The following is a 17816-nucleotide window of genomic DNA, read 5'->3' as shown; positions in this document are numbered from 1 at the left end:
AACGTTTTATTTACATAAAACACGCGGAAAAAAACGGCATAAATGCCGTTTTTAAAAAGATTATTTTGTACCAAAAATTTTATCACCGGCATCACCTAAGCCCGGGATAATATAGCCTTGTTCATTTAATTTTTGATCGATAGAAGCGGTATATAATTCTACATCTGGATGGGCTTTTTCTAATGCAGCAATCCCTTCAGGTGCGGCTACTAACACTAATACTTTAATTTGGTTACAGCCTTTTTCTTTTAATAAATCAATTGTGGCAATCATCGATCCCCCTGTTGCTAGCATAGGATCAACGACAATGGCTAAACGTTCTTCTAAATCGCTTGCTAATTTTTGGAAATAAGGAACTGGCTCAAGGGTTTCCTCATTACGATACATACCAACTACGCTAATTCTCGCACTTGGAATATGCTCTAACACTCCGTCCATCATTCCTAAACCAGCACGTAAAATCGGCACAACCGTTACTTTTTTGCCTTTAATTCGATCTACTTCTACGGGGCCACACCAACCATCAATAATCACTTTTTCAGTTTCTAAATCAGCGGTTGCTTCATAGGTTAATAAACTCCCTACTTCAGTAGCGAGTTCACGGAAGTGTTTGGTACTAACATCAGCCGCACGCATTAAACCTAATTTGTGTTTCACTAATGGATGTTTAACTTCAACAATTTTCATTTTTAACCCCTTATTCGACCCGTAAAAATAAAATCGACAAATTCTAAATCAAAGTGATCAAAATGAACAGCAAAATTATGCAAAATCAATGAAAAAAGTGCGGTGTTTTTTCATTCATTTTTTTGATGTCGCACTCATATAAAGAAAGAGCTAGACTGGGAAAGAGAAATTATCAAGAAATAACTCTTTGATTTGTAAAACATATCCTTTGAGGTCAAAATCTGAATAACGTGCATATAAGCCAGTTTCAGGATCTTGTCGCCAATAAAGAGAGGTGCGTTGTATGGGTTGTTTGAATAACCACAAGCCAATGGGTGCATTATCTAGTTGCAATACATATTGTGCGACGTTATCAACGGTATCTTTAGGCAGGCGTGTTTGTGCAAAAATCCAAGGGATGCCATCGCCTTTTAGCAATACTTCGCGTAGCCAGACATCATTAAGTGCGGTGCTTTTTTCGGAAGTTTTTGTCGAGGAATTTGTTTGCCAGCCCTGATGAATAACCTCCACGGAAAGTTGCTGGCAGGCTTGTTGCAATTTCTGCGTTAGCGAACCTTGATGCTGTATCCATTGCGCTATTTCAGGTGTGGCAAAATGCCCTGATGTTTGCCAATCAGGGCGAGAGAGTAATTGACGATAGTGTGCAAAATTCATTTTTTAGACTTATTTTTGATGCCGTTCTTTCAGCTTCGCAATCACATCTGCCCAGCTTAAATTCGCGTCTTGCAGTAACACGGTTAAGTGATAGGCTAAATCTGCTGCCTCGCAAATGGTTTCCTCACGATCTTTTACTGTCGCTGCCAGTGCGGTTTCCACCCCTTCTTCCCCCACTTTTTGTGCGATGCGTTTTGTGCCGCGTGAATACAAGTGGGCGGTGTAAGAGCTTTCAGGATCAGCCCCTTTGCGGCTCGCAATTAAACGTTCTAATTTACTAAAAAAGATCCAATCTGGCTCATCTTGTTTTTCAAATTGATGAAAACAACTTTCCGCCCCAGTATGGCACGTTTCGCCAATGGGATTAGCAAGGATTAATAGGGTGTCATTATCACAATCCAAACTCATATCCACCACATTAAGGAAATGCCCTGAAGTTTCTCCTTTTGTCCAAAGACGTTGCTTGGTGCGAGAATAAAAGGTAACCCGTTTTTCTGAAAGGGTTTTTTCTAGTGCTTCAGGGTTCATATAGCCTAGCATTAACACTTCGCAAGTCGTCGCATTTTGCACGATAACCGGAAGTAAGCCGTCCACTTTTTGCCAGTTGATTTTGGCTTTTAATACTTGATTTGTCATTTTATTCCTCACCTCTCACTTCAACTTTTTCATTGCGTAAATAACGTTTTAATTCACTAATATCAATAATCCGCTTATGAAACACGCTTGCTGCCAATGCACCGTCCACATTCGCTTCAATAAAGGCATCGCGGAAATGCACCATTTCGCCAGCACCGCCAGAGGCAATCAGTGGCACGTTGCATACTTCACGCACTTTTTTAAGTTGAACTAAATCATAGCCATTACGTACACCGTCTTGGTTCATCATATTTAGCACAATTTCCCCCGCTCCGCGTTGTTGTACTTCTTTGACCCAATCTAATAACTGCCAATTTGTTTGGCGTGTACGTTTTTCATCGCCGGTATATTGATTAACCCAGTATTTTCCGGTTTCTTGCTCAAACCAACTATCAATACCAACCACAATGGCTTGAACACCAAAGCGCTCCGCTAACCGTGTAATTAATGTAGGATCAGCAAGTGCGGGGGAATTTATTGAGATTTTATCCGCACCAAAAGTAAAAATCTGCTCCGCATCTGCGATGGTTTTAATTCCTCCTGCGACACAAAATGGAATATTGATTTCTTTCGCTACCCGCTCCACCCAGCTTTTATCCACCGTGCGCCCGTCTGATGAGGCCGTGATGTCGTAAAACACCAGTTCGTCCGCCCCCTCTTCTGCATAGCGTTTTGCCAAAGGAACAATATCCCCAATAATTTCGTGATTGCGAAATTGCACACCTTTTACCACCTGCCCATCACGCACGTCTAAACAAGGAATTATCCGTTTTGCCAACATTGAATCGCCTCCGCTAGGTTAAATTTTCCTTCTAATAATGCACGCCCGACAATCACACCTGAGACGCCAGTGCCTTTTAATGCAGCAATATCTGCCAGTGAGCCAATACCGCCAGAAGATTGAAATTCAATCTGTGGGAAAGCGGCGCAAATTTCTTGGTATAAGGCAACATTAGAGCCTTGTAATGTGCCATCACGGGAAATATCCGTACAAAGGACGTGTTGTAAGCCCACTTGATGAAACTCCTCAATGACTTGTTCTAAAGTAAGTGGACTGGTTTCTTGCCAGCCGTGAATGGCAATGCGTTTTTTACTCTCTACAATATGAATATCTAAGGCAAGAACAAATTTTTCTGCACCATAGTGAGTGAACCATTGTTTCACCATTTCAGGTTGTTTTACTGCCGTTGAACCAATCACCACGCGATTAGCACCGACGGAGAGTAAATCTGTCACATCTTGTTCTGTGCGGATACCGCCCCCCACTTGAATATTGGCTTGGGTTGCCGCAATGATTTCACCAATAAGCTTGGTTTGACGTTTGCTTGGATCTTTCGCTCCCGTTAAATCTACCAAATGTAACTGCTTCGCACCTTGCGATAAATAATGCTGAAATTGAGCAATGGGGTTATCGCTATATTGTGTTTGCTGCGCGTAATCCCCTTGATATAAACGCACCACTTTGCCGTCAATGAGATCAAGTGCGGGGATAATTTGTGATGTTTTTTTCATTGTTATTTTCTCTTTTGGATTTATTAACTAAGCCATAAACGTAATTTTAAGCCCCAAGGACTACTTAATCCTGTGGTGGTATGCACAATTTTGCCATTTTTAATAATGATAATACTTGGTGTTACCTGAATTTGCCATTGGGCGGAAAGTGTCCCCTGTGGATCATTTACGGTCAAAAAATTATATTGGTGTTGCTGTAGATAGTCTTGTACCGTCTGATCATCGCCCGATTTTAATGCCACGCTAATGACTTGTATGCCCTCATTGGCAAGGCTTGCGATGCTTGGTGAAGTCAGTGAACAAATACTGCACCAACTTCCCCAAAAGTAAAGTAGCACGGGCTTTTCTTTGCTGAGCTTGGCTAACTGAATACGTTCTCCTGCCAACTTTCTCAATGGTTGTTGCAACGCATTTTCAGGGGCATTGGGACGCCGCCAATAATCCATTGCGAGAGAGATAACGCCAAACAATAAGACAAAAATGAGCAGATTTTTCACCGCACTTTGGATTTTGTTCATTAGAGATTTTCCATAAAATTGCGCAATAATTGTTCGCCTACTTTGCCTGAACGCTCAGGGTGAAATTGCACGCCATAGAAATTTTTTCTCGCAATCGCTGCAGAAAATGGCACGCCATAATCGCAGGTAGCAATCGTATTTTCGTTTGGCAAAACGGCATAGCTATGCACAAAATAGAAATAGATGTCTTGCGGAATGTTTTTAAATAATGGGTGGTTATCCTGATAATGTACCTTATTCCAGCCCATATGGGGTAATGGTAATCCTTTATTTGGCAAACATTGCGTGTTACCGCGAATAAGTTTCAGCGTTTCCACATCACCTTCCGTAGAATAATCTGTCATTAGCTGCATTCCCAAACAGATGCCTAAAACCGGCTGCGTAAGCTGAGTTAAAACGTGGGTTAATTGACGGGCTTGCATACTTTGCATTGCGGCCAATGCCGTTCCCACTCCCGGTAAAATAAGCTTTTCAGCACGCTGAATTTTGGCAAGATCATCGGTAATATCCGCTTGATAGCCTAATCGCTCAAACGCAAATTTCACCGAAGAAAGATTAGCACAGCCTGTATTGATGATAGTAATGGTTTGCATTTTTTTCTGAGTATCCTAGTTTTCTTGTTGTTTTTGTTCAAAATTTTCAATTTCTTTGCGTATTTCTGTCAGCAATAATTCTTCTGATGGTAGATAAAGTTGATATTGACTAGCAAAAATTTGCTGTTGATTTTCAGGTAAGGAAAATTTCACTACGCTATCATTTTTATCTGCACATAATAAAATCCCAATGGTTGGATTTTCTCGTGGCAGCTTTTCAACACGATCAAAATAATTGACATACATTTGTAACTGTCCTAAATCCTGATGCGTTAATTTATGGGTTTTGATTTCGATAATCACAAAACATTGTAGTAAGCGATTATATAAAACGAGATCCACGAAAAAATCATCGCCCTCAAGATGTAAACGTTTCTGCCGTGCAACAAAAGAAAAACCATTACCTAATTCAAGCAAAAATTCCTGTAAATGAGTAATAATCGCTTGTTCAAGATCTTTTTCATAATAGGCACTTTCACGTTGCAGCCCGAGAAATTCCAACACCATAGGATCTTTAATAATCTGTTTAGGATCATTAGGGATAAGCTGATTATTCGCCACTGCAAGCACGGTTTCTTTGTCATTACTTAACAGTAAACGTTCATATAAACTGCTATTAATTTGACGTTCTAACTGACGAGAACTCCAATTATTCTTGATACTTTCGGCAATGTAAAATTCGCGTTTATCAGGATCATTAATTGAAATTAAGCTTTTATACTGGGTCCAGTTTAATTGCGTCCGCAGTGCGGTCGCAATTGGAAAAGTTCGATAAAATTGACGGTAACGTTCTAGCTGACGAGCAGAAAACCCCGTACCAAACTCAGGTTGCAATTGTTTTGCAAGAGATTTGATCAAATAACTCCCATAATCCGCCCGCGCTTGCCCCTGCTGTTCTTCTTCGAAAATACGTTTACCAATGTGCCAATACATCAGCACACGTTGAAAATCTACCGCTCTTACTGCATTTTCACGAGATTGCGCGATGATTTGTTTAATATCAGTAATGATGGCTGTGTTGCTTAGCATAGTCATTTCCCTTCAGACTTTACCCATAAGAATTAGAGTACCCCCTTACTACTCGGCAATTCATTCCCTTCAATTTTAATCGCTTGTCTTAATGTTCGTCCAAACACTTTAAACAAACTTTCAATTTTATGGTGATCATTATCGCCTTCAGCGTTTAAATGCAAGGTTGCTAACAGGGTAAATGCAATAGATTGGAAGAAATGTTCCGTCATTTCAGTACTGAAATCACCAACTTTTTCGCGTTTAAATTGTGCATTAAATTTAATAAATGGGCGACCGGAAAGATCCATTGCGCATTCAGCTCGACATTCATCCATTGGCAATACGAAGCCAAAACGGGCGATGCCACGTTTATCACCAATGGCTTGTTTCAGTGCTGTGCCTAAGGCAAGGGCGGTATCCTCAACCGTGTGATGCTCATCAATCCAAAGGTCACCTTTGCAATAAACATTCATTCTAAAACCGCCGTGCGTGGCAATTTGATCGAGCATATGGTCAAAAAAACCCACGCCTGTTTTGATGTCATTATGTCCTGTTTCGTCTAGCCATACTTGAACTTTAATCTCTGTTTCTTTCGTTTTTCGTTCTACTTCGGCATAGCGTGGCTGATGGTTTCCTATGTTAGTAACAGGTTCGCCTAATAATTTTTCACTGATTAGATCCCAGTTTAATTTTTCAGGATGATATTGTAAGGCTCGAATGCCTAAATTTTCCGCCAATTGCACATCGGTTGCACGATCGCCAATGACAAAACTGGTGGCGGGGTCAAATAATTCACGGTCGATATATTTTTGCAATAATTTAGTTTTTGGCTTACGGCAATCACAGTTATCTTCAGGCTTGTGCGGACAAATCAGCACATCGTCAAATTCAATACCTTGCGAGTTAAACAACATCATCATTGCATTATGAGGGGCATCAAAATCAGCCTGTGGAAAAGAGGCAGTACCTAAACCATCTTGGTTACTGACCATAACAAAGCGATATTTGTTTTTCAATTTGAGTAAGGCTGGGATAACGTTTTTTTCAAATTTTAATTTTTCTAGGCTATCAATTTGAAAGTCTGTTTTCGGTTCATCAATTAAGGTTCCGTCTCGATCAATAAATAAAATAGATTGTTGTGTCATTGGTGTTTCCTTATAAAGTAACGTTGCGTGTTTAATATTATCATCAGAAAATAAGATAAACGCGTATTTTTTCTTGTTACGGGTTTAAATGGCTAAAGTGCCTTTAACGCATTGATTACACGTTGATTTTCTACCGCACTTCCCACCGTCATTCTCACGCAATTTTGCAATCCTAGCGCAGTGTGTTGGTTACGTAGAATGATGCCTTGCTCCCATAATTGCTGAAAAACGTGTTGCCCCTCTTTAAATTTAATTAACAGATAATTTGCCTCACTCTCAAAAATCTGTTCCACCAAAGGTAAATCGCCTAATTGCTTAACCAGCCATTGGCGTTGCGTGATGACTTCATCCACATTTGCTCGCATTGTCGCTACCCCTTCCTTGCTTAAGGCTTGTACGGCAATATCTGATACCGGAACAGGAATTGGGTAAGGCGCGATCACTTTTTGTAAGACATCAATCAGCGCCGTATTCGCTAAGGTGAAACCACAACGCAATCCTGCAAGTGCAAAGGCTTTTGATAAGGTTCGGATAATCGCAAGGTGAGGATAATGGGCGAGTTCGTTAGCCATTGTCGCTTCTGGGCAGAATTCAATATAAGCTTCATCAACGACGACAATAGCTTTGCCTCGAGTCATTTGTAATAAGGTAAGTAAATCTTCCCGTTTCAACAAACCGCCTGTCGGATTATTTGGGCTACATACAAAAATAACTTTAACGCCATCAAGTTGTTGTTCAATTTCGGCAAGATTAAGTTGAAAATCAGCCGTTAGAGGAACGGTTTTCGTTGCGATACCACAGGTTTGCGCACTCACCGCATACATTCCATAGGTCGGCGGGCAATATAACACGCTATCTTGCTCTTCACAAAACGCTCGAATGATTAATTCAATCCCTTCATCCCCTCCTCTGGTTACTATCACATTTTCTTTTTTTACCCCTGCGTAATCAGCATACGCTTGAATCAATGCTTGTGGTTGCGCTTCGGGGTAGCGATTAAAATTCTGCTGAGTCAAATTCAGTTGAGGAGATGAGTGAAATTCATTGGCATTTAACCAAATATCCCCTTTCCCACCTAAACGGCGCGCCGATTGATAAGGCGTGAGGGCTTGAATATTTTTGCGTGATAAGGTTGTGATTGTCATTGTTGTTCTCTCTAAAAATTTTCGTTTTTTTGACCGCACTTTTATTTGATCAAAATAAAATGTTCGATCAGTTTTATCATTAATTCTTTTTGTTCTGGCAAACTTTCCGCCACCAAAAGTGCAAGTGCGACTAACGTGTTATCATTAATCAGTCGCTCTACAGGTTTAGCGAGTAAATGTTGATTTAAGCGTAAGTACCAAAGGAATCACAGTATCCAAATCATAAAAGGTGACTGGACGGTCTGCAAAAGCAATATGCATTTTTTGCATATTGCTTTTTTCTGAGATTTCACCATCTGTTACTGCATTACGAATATGACGTGAAATTACAGACTGATTTCTACCAAAAAGTTTCACTATTTGGGCTTGAGAAAGCCAAACCGTGTCATTTTCAAATTTCACTTCAATTTGAGTTTCGCCGTTTGCTAATTGATAAATTTCAATTTGGTTATTACCTCGTTGATCTTGCATTTTTCTAGCCTCTCATTTTAATGTATAAAAACACAGTAATCCTTAATGGAAAGCACAGAATGTGCAAGCGGTTTCCCTCAATTTTACGATCTTCATCACAATTTATTGCCCGTTTCGATACAAAATGTAACAAGTAGCTAGCTTGAGGATTGTAGTTTTGCCAAACGAATAGAAACCGCTTGCTTATGGGCATCTAGTTGTTCCGCTTCTGCCATAATTTCCACTGTTTTTGCCAGATCTTTAAAACCTTGTGGCGTCAATTCTTGCACTGTCATTCGTTTACTAAAATCGGCTAAGCCAAGGCTTGAAGTTGTACGGGTATAGCCATAAGTAGGTAGAACGTGGTTAGTGCCGCTGGCATAGTCGCCCATACTTTCAGGGCTATATGCGCCGAGGAAAATCGATCCTGCATTATCAAGCTGATCGAGCAATTCACGGGCGTTGTTTACCTGCACCACAAGATGTTCTGGCGCATACTCGTTACTAATTTCAATGGCTTGTGCTAAATCTTCCGCAAGAATAATTCGGCTATGGCTGAGCGCCTTACGGGCAGTTTCAGCACGGGGAAGTTGAGCAAGCTGGCGTTCAATAGCAAGTGCGGTGCGTTTTGCTAAGGTTTCGCTAGGAGTAACTAAAATCACTTGGCTGTCAGCACCGTGTTCAGCTTGAGAAAGCAGATCGCTGGCAACAAAATCAGGATCGGCATTTTCGTCCGCTAACACCAATACTTCGGAAGGGCCTGCTTGCATATCAATCGCCGCGCCATTTACAGCTTGGCTTACTTGACGTTTTGCTTCTGTCACAAAACTATTACCGGGGCCAAAAATTTTATCAACTTTAGTGACGCTTTCTGTGCCGAATGCCATTGCGACAATGGCTTGTGCGCCGCCAATGGGGTAAATGGTATCAATGCCACATAGGCTTGCCGTATAAAGAATTTCATCTGCAATAGGCGGCGGGCTACAAAGTACAATTTTTTTACAACCTGCAATTTTAGCAGGGATTGCGAGCATCAATACGGTCGAAAAAAGTGGTGCCGATCCCCCCGGGATATATAGCCCTACACGGTTAATTGGGCGAGTAACCACCTGACAACGCACGCCAGCTTGTGTTTCGATATCCACAGGTTGCGGAATTTGTGCTTGGTGGAAGCGTTCAATATTACGTTTAGCATTTTGAATTGCTGTTTTTAATTCCTGAGTGAGGCGTTGAGAGGCGGCATCAATTTCCTGTGGAGAAATCGTCAGACGGGTTAATTTCACCTTATCAAATTTTTCACCTAGCTCAAATAATGCTTGGTCGCCATTGCTTTGCACTTGTTCACGAATAGCCTCAACGGCCTCTTGAATGGACTGTGCGGCAGAAATCGCTGGTCGCATTAATGCGTCTTTTCGCGCTTGTTGTGTTAAATTTTTCCAAATCAGTGTTTGCATAATTTTTCCTTAAAACGTTTTAAATTCTGACCGCACTTTACGCGAGCATTTTTTCAATAGGCAATACTAATACTGAACTGGCGCCCTGTGCTTTGAGTTCTTCCATTGTTTCCCAGAATAAGGTTTCTTGGCTTACTGCGTGTAAAGCAACGCGACTTTCATCGTGCGCAAGTGGTAAAATTGTGGGATTTTCCACACCGGGAAGCAGATTAATAATCTGTTCCAATTGTGCTTTGGGGGCGTGAAGCATAATATATTTTGATTCGCCAGCTTGTTGTATGCCTTGAATCCGCGTTAATAATTTATCTACTAAGGCTTGTTTTTCGGCAGATAACGCCTCTTGACGTTGAATTAAACACGCAGTTGAACGATAAATGACTTCCACTTCTTTTAATCCATTTGCTTCTAAGGTTGCACCTGAAGAAACAAGGTCGCAGATAGCATCAGCCAATCCTGCGGAAGGGGCAACTTCAACGGAGCCGTTTAATAAGGTGCTTTTGAAAGGAACACCTTGTTCATTCATATAACGTTTTAATAAATTAGGGTAGGAGGTTGCGATGCGAGAATCGGCAAAGTCTTGCACGCCATTATAGGAACGATCTCGTTCAATTGCTAAAGATAAACGGCAACCGCCGAAATCAAGTGTGCGTAATTTTTTATAACTTACGTTTTCGCCTGTTGCGATACGACCAAGCTCCTCTTCTTCAAGGACATTCTCCCCGATAATGCCAAGATCAACCACGCCATCAAAAACCAACCCCGGAATATCATCATCACGCACCCGTAAAATTTCAATGGGCATATTTTCCGCGTAAGCAATCAGACGTTGTTCATTCCAATTAATTTTTACCCCGCATTGTTTCAATAATTCAGCACAATCTTTACTAAGACGGCCTTTTTTTTGTAAAGCAATACGTAAACGTGTTGTGTTAGCCATAATTTTTCCTTCTAAATCAAAATTTAAGTATAAAAAAACCTCTCGAAATTAACTTCCGAGAGGTTTATGTGTTTTGGTATCAGCAATACTCACTCGGAAGCTTATCTTCCAAGCAATCGCCATCGCCCGAAAGATTATTCAGGGTGATGGTGATGATGAGTATTACGATTAAAATTCATTTTATTTTGCTCCAAAAATTGCTTAGCCATTACTCTACGCAAAAAAAATTTTTATGCAAGCAAATTTTTTATTTTTTTCGCTTTGATAAAAAGCAGCACGGGGCGATGTTGTAGATCTTTAAATTCTTGTTGCCATTCGGGTTGTTCAGCGAGCATTGGTTCTACCATTTTTTCTATTTGAAACCCGCCATTGATAAGATCATTGATAATGCTTGAAAGTGTTCGATGGTAGGTTTTAAATGGTTGTTTAAACCAGTTTCGTTGCCGTTCACCTTCATCGCGATAATAATTAAGTCGATAAGCCACTTGTTGTTTATGCTGATCTTTTTCCCAACGCTCTCCCCCTTGATAGCAAGTAACAATCGGATGTTCTTGAGAGAAAATCAGCCAGCCATTAGGTTTAAGTTTTGCCTGAATATGGGCTAATAACTGGGGAAAATCTTGTATATAGTGAAATGCAAAAGAACTCGTAATGACATCAAAATTTCCATCAGGTAATTTATTAAGTTGCTCCATTGCCAGTTGATGCAAAGCAAAGTGCGGTCGTTTTTCAGCGAGATTTTTTGCCGCTTGCTGTAGCATCGCTTGAGATAAATCCATTCCGACCACAAATGCTGCACCTTGTTGCAAATAAAGTTGTAAATGCTCTCCCATTCCGCAACCGAGATCGAGCAATTTTTTCCCCGTTAAATCAGGCAGTAAACTTAACATTGTGGGTTTTTCCACAATTTCATTTAAACTAGATGGGTTCTGGCGTAATTTTTGGTAAAGCTCAAAAAAGCCTTCTTTATCGTAAACAGAGGTTTTCATTATCATCTTAACGGTAAAAAATTAGCACGGTTATCCGTGCTAATTGTGTCTATTTTCTGTTATTTTAAGGGATTTTCAACTATCTTCCAAATACTGGTAACCAGCCAACTAAATCAGCGAGTTGAACAAGAATATTAATTAATCCAAATAAGATAACAAAATAAATCATCGCTGAACCACCATACACTTGGTAAGTTTGATTTGGATATCTAGCCCGACTTGCTTTAGCCAATAATGCAGGCGTAATAACCGCCCAAATTGTTGCTGCTAATCCTGCGTAACCAATGGCGATAACAAAACCGTATGGGAAAAGTAAGCTTAAAATCAACGGTGGTAAGAAGGTGATTAATGCGGTTTTGCTTCTGCCTGCACTACTGTTGTCGAATTTGAATAAATCCGCAATGTAATCAAATAAACCGAGAGTTACTCCAAGGAACGAGCTAGCAATCGCCATATAGGCAAAAAAGCGTAACATTAAGCCGACAAAATCCGTTTGAATTTGATTATTTAAGGCTTCCAATAGTACCGCAATATCGCCCCCTTTTTGGATAACCGGGATAAATTCATTACGTGGTAAATTGCCTTGAATAGCAAGTTGCCATAGCATATAGATGATCAAGGCAATGAATGTACCGTAAACAATCGATTTTGTCACTTTGCTGCTGTTGCGATCATAATATTTCACAAGGCTTGGTACGTTTTGGTGAAAACCGAACGAAACTAAGCAAACTGGCAAGGCAGCAAGGGCGAAAGGCAAGTATTGGCTATCCCCTGTGCTACCAAGCAGAATATCGGTGTTTACCATACCTAATAAATTAGTCACCGAAAGGAAAAATGCCACCACCATTCCAGCAATTAAAATGGTACTAAAACGATCCACCGCTTTTGTTGAGAACCATACGAAAAAAGCGAGAACCGCACAGAAAATCAGTGAGCCAGAAATGCGTCCAATTTCCACCGCACTTTGTTCACTACTCAGTAATTGATTAAGAAAACTTTCTGTTAAACCGCCACCAGAAGTAATATATGCATAGGTGAGAATATAGAGAACAAATGCAACGGAAAGCCCATTTAACACATTCCAACCCTTGCCAAGCAAGTCTTTTACAATGGTGTCAAAACTTGCACCAGTAGGATAATGTAAGTTTGCTTCAAGTAGCATTAAGCCTGATGTGGTCATACAAAACCAAGTGTAGCAGAGGATCAAAATTGAACCGATAAACCACACGCCAGAGGTGGCAATAGGGTTTGCGAGCATACCCGCACCAATTGTACCGCCTGCGATAATCATCGCACCACCAAATAAGGAAGGATTTTTTTTCATAAATTCACCTATAAGTTTTATATTGGTATTAGTGAACTATTATAATAGTGCAAAATAAAAACACAATGCCAAAATTGCCCATTTAGCTTGGCAAAAGCAAAAAAATCAAGCTATAATTCAAGCGTTTTATTACCATTCATTAACTAGAAGGAAAGAGCAAATGGGCTTAGAAAGTGTTCCAGCAGGAAAAGAACTTCCTGATGATATTTATGTTGTGATTGAGATTCCAGCAAACTCAGATCCAATCAAATATGAAGTGGATAAAGAAACGGGTACCTTATTTGTTGATCGTTTTATGGCGACAGCAATGTTCTACCCAGCAAACTATGGCTATATTAACCACACCTTATCGTTAGATGGCGATCCTGTTGATGTATTAGTACCAACCCCTTATCCCTTACAACCGGGTTCAGTGATTCGTTGTCGTCCAGTGGGCGTATTAAAAATGACCGATGAATCGGGTCAAGATGCTAAAGTTATTGCAGTACCACATACAAAATTAAGCAAAGAATACGATCACATTAAAGATGTTGGTGATTTACCAGCATTACTAAAAGCACAGATTCAACATTTCTTTGAAAGCTACAAAGCCTTAGAAGCCGGGAAATGGGTGAAAGTTGATGGTTGGGAAGATGCTGCGGCGGCACGTAAAGAAATTTTAGACTCTTTTGAGCGTGCAAAAAAATAATTCTTAACCTGTTCTTTTTAAATACCGCGTTACCTAATGCGGTATTTTTCTATGTTTAACCTAAGGAGTGAATATGTTAAAAACAATGAAAAAAATCACCGCACTTTGCATTTTTACCCTAATGCTTAATGCTTGTGCCGATTCTGCAAGTGTTAATCAACAAGCGGCGACAAGTTACCTACAAACGGTGAATGAAGCAAAACAAAAAGGGGTTGTAGATACAAATTCAACAACATCAAAACGCATTCATCAAGTATTTAATAAAATGTACCCTTATGCTAATCGTGAAAATAATACGGGGCAACCATTTAATTGGCAAATTACCGTGATTAAATCAAATGAACTCAATGCGTGGGCGATGCCGGGCGGTAAAATGGCATTTTATACAGGGCTTGTGGATAAATTACACTTAAATGATGATGAAATTGCTACCGTAATGGGGCACGAAATGGCACACGCACTGAAAGAACACGGCAAAAAGAAAGTGAATATGGGAACATTCACGAATGTGGTCGCACAGGTTGCGCATATTGCACTTTCCACACAAATTGGTTCAGAAGGAAGTGGGTTAATTATCGGTATCACCAAAGATTGGGCATTAGATAAGCCTTATTCTCGTAGTGCAGAAACGGAAGCGGATGAAGTGGGACTATTTTTAATGGCAAAAGCAGGTTATAACCCAGAGGCAGCACCAAAATTATGGGAAAAAATGCAGACAGCCTCTTCAGGAAAGAGCGGTGTATTAGCGGCGCTTTCTTCCACTCACCCGAGTGATAAAGATCGCCAAGCCAATTTACTTCGTTTAATGCCTGAGGCGGTGGCAATTTATAAAGGTCGTCAATAAACTATTGCTGTTGAAAAGAGTAAATAGCAACTAATATTCAGAATCACCTTTATCTATTCAACTTAAATGCAATAAAAGTGCGGTGTAAATTTTACAAAATTTTCCACCGCACTTTTTATTTTTAACGAGTAGGACGTTTTTTCAGTTCCCACCCTTGCGTGGTTTTTATAATGCTCAGACTTTTATCTTTTGCTGCATAGCCACCTTTTACCGCATCAAGGATCAGATTAGGCGTTGAATGTGCAGAAAAAACCTCTGCTTTACCTTGATCTTGTGCCAAGATGACATAGATAGCGAGGGTCGAATCTTCAGGATCGGTAAAGCGAAGATCGGCAATATCAAAAGGTTGAACACATTGCTGTTTTAATTCAGACCAATGATAACCAGCAGAGGAAATACAGCCTTTTTCATCAACATCACCGCCTAAAAGTTGGCTTGCTGAATGGGCGGTACAGCCCAAGGTCAGCGTGGTACTAAAGCATAATGCAGCAAGTTTTTTCATCATTAACGTCTCGGTAAATAACGAATAGGATCAACAGACTTGCCTTTATAGCGAATTTCAAAATGAAGTTTCACGCTATTTGTGCCAGAATTCCCCATTTTCGCAATTTGCTGTCCGGCTTTCACTTCTTGTTGATCTTTCACTAAAAGACTTTCATTGTGTGCATAAGCACTCAAATAATCATCATTGTGCTTAATAATGATAAGGTTACCGTAACCGCGCAACGCATTACCTGCATATACCACGCGACCAGCCGCTGCCGCATTAACTGCCTGTCCACGTGAACCGCTAATATCAATGCCTTTATTTCCGCCATCAGCGCTAGAGAACCCTTGTACAATTTTGCCATTGGTTGGCCATTGCCAAGCCACATTTGAAGCAATTGGGGTAGAAGAAACCGGTTGCACAACAGGTTGTGTTTTAACTGGTGCAGAAACGATTGGCGTTGATGAAGGGGTACCGACCGAAGATTTAATCGGCCCGATGATCGAACCATCAGAACCATATTGTGTACCATTTGGCCCCGGCGTGTAAGTAACTGCAGGTTGTGCAGGTTTTTCCACCGGTTTAGCCGTACTTGGCGCAGTATTGGTCGCAACAGGGGCGGTTTCATTAGAGACTTTCAAGGTTTGTCCAACACTTAAGGTATAAGGTTCAGACATATTATTCATCGCCGCCAGTTCTTTCACATCAAGCCCACAAATATAAGCAATCAAGAACATTGTATCGCCTTTGCGAACAGTGTAAGTGTTCCCTTTATAGAAGCCTTTATCAATTTTACTGTAATCAGGGGCATTGGTTTCTGGGTTACGCGGAATCTCAAAGTTTTGTGAAACTTGTTTTGCTTTCGCAGTGGTATTTGCCACCGCTTTTTTGCTTTGTTGCACAGTTTGATTGACTGGTTGTGGTATTTGTGGTGCCTGTACTTGAGGTGCTTGATAAGTGGGTTGTGGCGTAACAGGTGCAGTCATTGTAGCAGGCATACTCTGTTGCTGAATTTGGGGTTCCCAAGTGCTTCCAGCATTGCTATCTACCGGTTGCATCGTTCCCGGTGGCAACGCACCATCGGCATTTTCTACCGGTGCAGGTGAAGTGGATGAACAAGCTGATAATACCGCCATCGTAATAGGCAAAAGTAAAAAAGATTTTTTCATTGGAGTTCCTCTATTAATTCATTGATTCAGGCATAGGTTGTTTTTCAATAATTGGTTGCCATTGGGCATCTTCCGTTGCCCCTGTGCCAAGCACAGGTTGCATCATTCCCGGTGAAAGGGGATGTTCATCTTGCTGTTGTGGTTCTGATGTACAAGCCCCTAGCATAAAAAAGCAAGTAATTAGGATTAAAAATTTTTTCATTTTTGACCGCACTTTTATTTGAATATGAAATAAATGATCACAGCAAGCAGTACTACTGCCCAGCCAATCCATTCAATGGATTGACGTAATTTATGGGCAAATTTCTGACCGCCCCAAGCGGCTAATTTCGCCACTAAAATAAAACGTGCAGCACGAGAAATCGTTGATGTAATTAAAAATGGTAAAAATGCCATTTGCATTACGCCCGCACAAATAGTGAACACTTTATAGGGAATAGGGGAAAATCCAGCAATAAACACCACTAAAATTCCCCATTGTTTAAACCAAGACATCGCTGTGTCTAAGTGAGATTGATAGCCCCATTTAATAATATATTCTTGAATATAATCAAAAGCATAATAACCCAATCCATAGCCCACGACGCCACCGAGTGCAGAGGCAATCGCGGTATAAATTCCCAGCTTTAAGGCTTGTTTAGGGCGATTCATTGCCATTGGTACAAGCATCACATCAGTGGGAACAGGAAAAAAAATGGATTCGATAAAGCTGGTAAAAATCAACCACGCCGTCGCATAGCGATGAGCCGACCACTGCATCACTTTATCGTACATCGCACCAAATATTTTCAATGGCATACCCTCAATAATTTGCAAAACGGAATATTATTCACTTTTTAACCAATCTTGTAAAGATTGGAGCGAATGATAAGCGGTCATATCCGCTTGAATCGGTGTAATCGACACATAGCCATTTTTCACTGCGTGAAAATCTGTGCCTTCTTGCTCATTTTCTGCTAAGCCCGCAGGGCCAATCCAATAAATGGCTTCACCACGGGGATCTTGTTGTTTAATGACTTCTGCTGCCGCTGCACGATAGCCCAAATGGCAGACTTTGATCCCTTTAATGTCGTCGTAAGGTAAATCAGGCACGTTAATATTCAGAATTTCACGGCTTTTTATTAACTGATTGTGCAATTTCGGCACAAGTTCACAGACAATACGCGCTGCTGTTTCATAGTGTTGGCGACCATCTAATGAAACGGCAATAGCCGGTAAACCGAGATGGCGACCTTCAAAAGCTGCCGCCACTGTCCCCGAATAAAGCACATCATCACCTAAATTCACCCCTGCATTAATACCCGATACAACAAGATCGATTTGTCCTGAAAGAAAACCGTTCAAGGCTAAATGCACACAATCAGCGGGTGTGCCATTAATGCAGTAATCACCGCTATCTAATTTCATTGGGCGTAATGGTTCTACTAGGGTTAGCGCACTTGACGCGGCACTACGATTGCGGTCTGGTGCAACAACGGTAACCTGTGCAATTTTACGTAATTCGGTGGCAAGGGTTTTAATTCCCTCAGCGTGAATGCCATCATCATTTGATAATAAAATATTCATTGTATTC

General features: G+C 40.7%; 22 protein-coding genes and 1 other annotated feature. Of the genes, 2 read left to right on the top strand and 20 right to left on the bottom strand.

Features of this window, described 5'->3' with window-relative positions:
• Nucleotides 1-60 precede the first annotated feature (60 nt).
• From upp to L4F91_RS09480, 15 genes are all read right to left on the bottom strand, one after another.
• Nucleotides 61-687 carry a uracil phosphoribosyltransferase gene (gene upp, locus L4F91_RS09550; protein ID WP_250351541.1) on the bottom strand — a complete coding sequence of 209 codons (627 nt, stop codon included), beginning with the start codon at nucleotides 685-687 and terminating at the stop codon, nucleotides 61-63.
• A gap of 150 nt (nucleotides 688-837) precedes the next feature.
• Entirely contained in the window at nucleotides 838-1341 is a 504-nt protein-coding gene (locus tag L4F91_RS09545) for a chorismate lyase (protein WP_250364042.1), read from the bottom strand.
• A gap of 9 nt (nucleotides 1342-1350) precedes the next feature.
• Complete coding sequence (gene hisIE, locus L4F91_RS09540; protein ID WP_250364043.1) at nucleotides 1351-1977, bottom strand: bifunctional phosphoribosyl-AMP cyclohydrolase/phosphoribosyl-ATP diphosphatase HisIE; 627 nt, start codon at nucleotides 1975-1977, stop codon at nucleotides 1351-1353.
• A 1-nt stretch (nucleotide 1978) separates the two neighbouring features.
• Complete coding sequence (gene hisF, locus L4F91_RS09535) at nucleotides 1979-2758, bottom strand: imidazole glycerol phosphate synthase subunit HisF (protein ID WP_250364044.1); 780 nt, start codon at nucleotides 2756-2758, stop codon at nucleotides 1979-1981.
• Nucleotides 2740-3489, bottom strand: a complete 750-nt coding sequence (gene hisA / locus L4F91_RS09530; protein ID WP_265762322.1) for a 1-(5-phosphoribosyl)-5-[(5-phosphoribosylamino)methylideneamino]imidazole-4-carboxamide isomerase — start codon at nucleotides 3487-3489, stop codon at nucleotides 2740-2742. Before hisA ends, hisF begins: the two co-directional genes overlap by 19 nt.
• A gap of 23 nt (nucleotides 3490-3512) precedes the next feature.
• The gene (locus tag L4F91_RS09525; protein WP_265762321.1) at nucleotides 3513-4007 is read right to left on the bottom strand and encodes a protein disulfide oxidoreductase; all 495 of its coding nucleotides are present in this window, start codon (nucleotides 4005-4007) and stop codon (nucleotides 3513-3515) included.
• Complete coding sequence (hisH, locus tag L4F91_RS09520; RefSeq protein WP_265762320.1) at nucleotides 4007-4600, bottom strand: imidazole glycerol phosphate synthase subunit HisH; 594 nt, start codon at nucleotides 4598-4600, stop codon at nucleotides 4007-4009. Before hisH ends, L4F91_RS09525 begins: the two co-directional genes overlap by 1 nt.
• A 15-nt stretch (nucleotides 4601-4615) precedes the next feature.
• On the bottom strand, nucleotides 4616-5629 hold the full coding sequence (locus L4F91_RS09515; protein ID WP_265762319.1) for a YhcG family protein: 1014 nt from the start codon (nucleotides 5627-5629) through the stop codon (nucleotides 4616-4618).
• Between the two features lie 32 nt (nucleotides 5630-5661).
• Entirely contained in the window at nucleotides 5662-6756 is a 1095-nt protein-coding gene (hisB, locus tag L4F91_RS09510; protein ID WP_395896187.1) for a bifunctional histidinol-phosphatase/imidazoleglycerol-phosphate dehydratase HisB, read from the bottom strand.
• Between the two features lie 92 nt (nucleotides 6757-6848).
• Nucleotides 6849-7901 (bottom strand): histidinol-phosphate transaminase, encoded by a 1053-nt coding sequence (gene hisC / locus L4F91_RS09505; protein WP_395896185.1) that lies wholly within the window; start codon nucleotides 7899-7901, stop codon nucleotides 6849-6851.
• 165 nt (nucleotides 7902-8066) lie between these two features.
• Nucleotides 8067-8372 (bottom strand): hypothetical protein, encoded by a 306-nt coding sequence (locus L4F91_RS09500; protein WP_395896183.1) that lies wholly within the window; start codon nucleotides 8370-8372, stop codon nucleotides 8067-8069.
• A gap of 137 nt (nucleotides 8373-8509) precedes the next feature.
• Entirely contained in the window at nucleotides 8510-9805 is a 1296-nt protein-coding gene (gene hisD, locus L4F91_RS09495) for a histidinol dehydrogenase (RefSeq protein ID WP_265777846.1), read from the bottom strand.
• Between the two features lie 37 nt (nucleotides 9806-9842).
• On the bottom strand, nucleotides 9843-10742 hold the full coding sequence (gene hisG / locus L4F91_RS09490) for an ATP phosphoribosyltransferase (protein WP_250351553.1): 900 nt from the start codon (nucleotides 10740-10742) through the stop codon (nucleotides 9843-9845).
• A 30-nt stretch (nucleotides 10743-10772) separates the two neighbouring features.
• Nucleotides 10773-10901, bottom strand: a sequence feature (His leader region).
• Nucleotides 10902-10972: 71 nt separating this feature from the next.
• Nucleotides 10973-11737: a class I SAM-dependent methyltransferase gene (locus L4F91_RS09485; RefSeq protein ID WP_395896180.1), complete on the bottom strand. Its 765-nt coding sequence runs from the start codon at nucleotides 11735-11737 to the stop codon at nucleotides 10973-10975.
• 73 nt (nucleotides 11738-11810) lie between these two features.
• Complete coding sequence (locus tag L4F91_RS09480; RefSeq protein ID WP_395896178.1) at nucleotides 11811-13055, bottom strand: aromatic amino acid transporter; 1245 nt, start codon at nucleotides 13053-13055, stop codon at nucleotides 11811-11813.
• 160 nt (nucleotides 13056-13215) lie between these two features.
• Here L4F91_RS09480 and ppa point away from each other — a divergent pair, with 160 nt between their 5' ends.
• Together ppa and L4F91_RS09470 are read left to right on the top strand one after the other, a co-directional pair.
• Complete coding sequence (ppa, locus tag L4F91_RS09475; protein WP_250351556.1) at nucleotides 13216-13743, top strand: inorganic diphosphatase; 528 nt, start codon at nucleotides 13216-13218, stop codon at nucleotides 13741-13743.
• A gap of 73 nt (nucleotides 13744-13816) precedes the next feature.
• Nucleotides 13817-14587: a M48 family metallopeptidase gene (locus tag L4F91_RS09470; RefSeq protein WP_395896176.1), complete on the top strand. Its 771-nt coding sequence runs from the start codon at nucleotides 13817-13819 to the stop codon at nucleotides 14585-14587.
• Nucleotides 14588-14708: 121 nt separating this feature from the next.
• Here the strand turns inward: L4F91_RS09470 and L4F91_RS09465 are convergent, their stop codons facing one another.
• Genes L4F91_RS09465 through surE form a run of 5 tightly spaced genes read right to left on the bottom strand, consistent with a single transcriptional unit; the run spans nucleotide 14709 to nucleotide 17809 of the window.
• Complete coding sequence (locus L4F91_RS09465) at nucleotides 14709-15092, bottom strand: hypothetical protein (RefSeq protein WP_395896174.1); 384 nt, start codon at nucleotides 15090-15092, stop codon at nucleotides 14709-14711.
• The gene (gene nlpD, locus L4F91_RS09460) at nucleotides 15092-16243 is read right to left on the bottom strand and encodes a murein hydrolase activator NlpD (RefSeq protein ID WP_250363612.1); all 1152 of its coding nucleotides are present in this window, start codon (nucleotides 16241-16243) and stop codon (nucleotides 15092-15094) included. Before nlpD ends, L4F91_RS09465 begins: the two co-directional genes overlap by 1 nt.
• A gap of 13 nt (nucleotides 16244-16256) precedes the next feature.
• Entirely contained in the window at nucleotides 16257-16445 is a 189-nt protein-coding gene (locus L4F91_RS09455) for a hypothetical protein (protein ID WP_395896171.1), read from the bottom strand.
• Between the two features lie 14 nt (nucleotides 16446-16459).
• Nucleotides 16460-17035 carry a YqaA family protein gene (locus L4F91_RS09450; RefSeq protein ID WP_250363611.1) on the bottom strand — a complete coding sequence of 192 codons (576 nt, stop codon included), beginning with the start codon at nucleotides 17033-17035 and terminating at the stop codon, nucleotides 16460-16462.
• A gap of 33 nt (nucleotides 17036-17068) precedes the next feature.
• Nucleotides 17069-17809: a 5'/3'-nucleotidase SurE gene (gene surE, locus L4F91_RS09445; RefSeq protein ID WP_395896169.1), complete on the bottom strand. Its 741-nt coding sequence runs from the start codon at nucleotides 17807-17809 to the stop codon at nucleotides 17069-17071.
• Nucleotides 17810-17816: the final 7 nt, after the last annotated feature.

Source organism: Avibacterium sp. 20-126 (genome assembly GCF_044358625.1).
GTDB lineage: Bacteria > Pseudomonadota > Gammaproteobacteria > Enterobacterales > Pasteurellaceae > Avibacterium.
Note: the sequence above shows the minus strand (reverse complement) of the source record. Positions and strands in the feature narration are given on the sequence as shown.

Bases quoted from the DNA above. Each gene is read 5' to 3' on its own strand.
- ppa (WP_250351556.1), top strand. From the start codon at position 13,216: ATGGGCTTAGAAAGTGTTCCAGCAGGAAAAGAACTTCCTGATGATATT.
- L4F91_RS09485 (WP_395896180.1), bottom strand. From the start codon at position 11,737: ATGATAATGAAAACCTCTGTTTACGATAAAGAAGGCTTTTTTGAGCTT.
- hisD (WP_265777846.1), bottom strand. From the start codon at position 9,805: ATGCAAACACTGATTTGGAAAAATTTAACACAACAAGCGCGAAAAGAC.
- L4F91_RS09525 (WP_265762321.1), bottom strand. From the start codon at position 4,007: ATGAACAAAATCCAAAGTGCGGTGAAAAATCTGCTCATTTTTGTCTTA.
- L4F91_RS09515 (WP_265762319.1), bottom strand. From the start codon at position 5,629: ATGCTAAGCAACACAGCCATCATTACTGATATTAAACAAATCATCGCG.
- L4F91_RS09545 (WP_250364042.1), bottom strand. From the start codon at position 1,341: ATGAATTTTGCACACTATCGTCAATTACTCTCTCGCCCTGATTGGCAA.
- hisB (WP_395896187.1), bottom strand. From the start codon at position 6,756: ATGACACAACAATCTATTTTATTTATTGATCGAGACGGAACCTTAATT.
- hisG (WP_250351553.1), bottom strand. From the start codon at position 10,742: ATGGCTAACACAACACGTTTACGTATTGCTTTACAAAAAAAAGGCCGT.
- hisA (WP_265762322.1), bottom strand. From the start codon at position 3,489: ATGAAAAAAACATCACAAATTATCCCCGCACTTGATCTCATTGACGGC.
- nlpD (WP_250363612.1), bottom strand. From the start codon at position 16,243: ATGAAAAAATCTTTTTTACTTTTGCCTATTACGATGGCGGTATTATCA.
- L4F91_RS09455 (WP_395896171.1), bottom strand. From the start codon at position 16,445: ATGAAAAAATTTTTAATCCTAATTACTTGCTTTTTTATGCTAGGGGCT.
- hisF (WP_250364044.1), bottom strand. From the start codon at position 2,758: ATGTTGGCAAAACGGATAATTCCTTGTTTAGACGTGCGTGATGGGCAG.
- upp (WP_250351541.1), bottom strand. From the start codon at position 687: ATGAAAATTGTTGAAGTTAAACATCCATTAGTGAAACACAAATTAGGT.
- L4F91_RS09465 (WP_395896174.1), bottom strand. From the start codon at position 15,092: ATGATGAAAAAACTTGCTGCATTATGCTTTAGTACCACGCTGACCTTG.
- surE (WP_395896169.1), bottom strand. From the start codon at position 17,809: ATGAATATTTTATTATCAAATGATGATGGCATTCACGCTGAGGGAATT.
- hisIE (WP_250364043.1), bottom strand. From the start codon at position 1,977: ATGACAAATCAAGTATTAAAAGCCAAAATCAACTGGCAAAAAGTGGAC.
- L4F91_RS09470 (WP_395896176.1), top strand. From the start codon at position 13,817: ATGTTAAAAACAATGAAAAAAATCACCGCACTTTGCATTTTTACCCTA.
- hisH (WP_265762320.1), bottom strand. From the start codon at position 4,600: ATGCAAACCATTACTATCATCAATACAGGCTGTGCTAATCTTTCTTCG.
- L4F91_RS09500 (WP_395896183.1), bottom strand. From the start codon at position 8,372: ATGCAAGATCAACGAGGTAATAACCAAATTGAAATTTATCAATTAGCA.
- hisC (WP_395896185.1), bottom strand. From the start codon at position 7,901: ATGACAATCACAACCTTATCACGCAAAAATATTCAAGCCCTCACGCCT.
- L4F91_RS09480 (WP_395896178.1), bottom strand. From the start codon at position 13,055: ATGAAAAAAAATCCTTCCTTATTTGGTGGTGCGATGATTATCGCAGGC.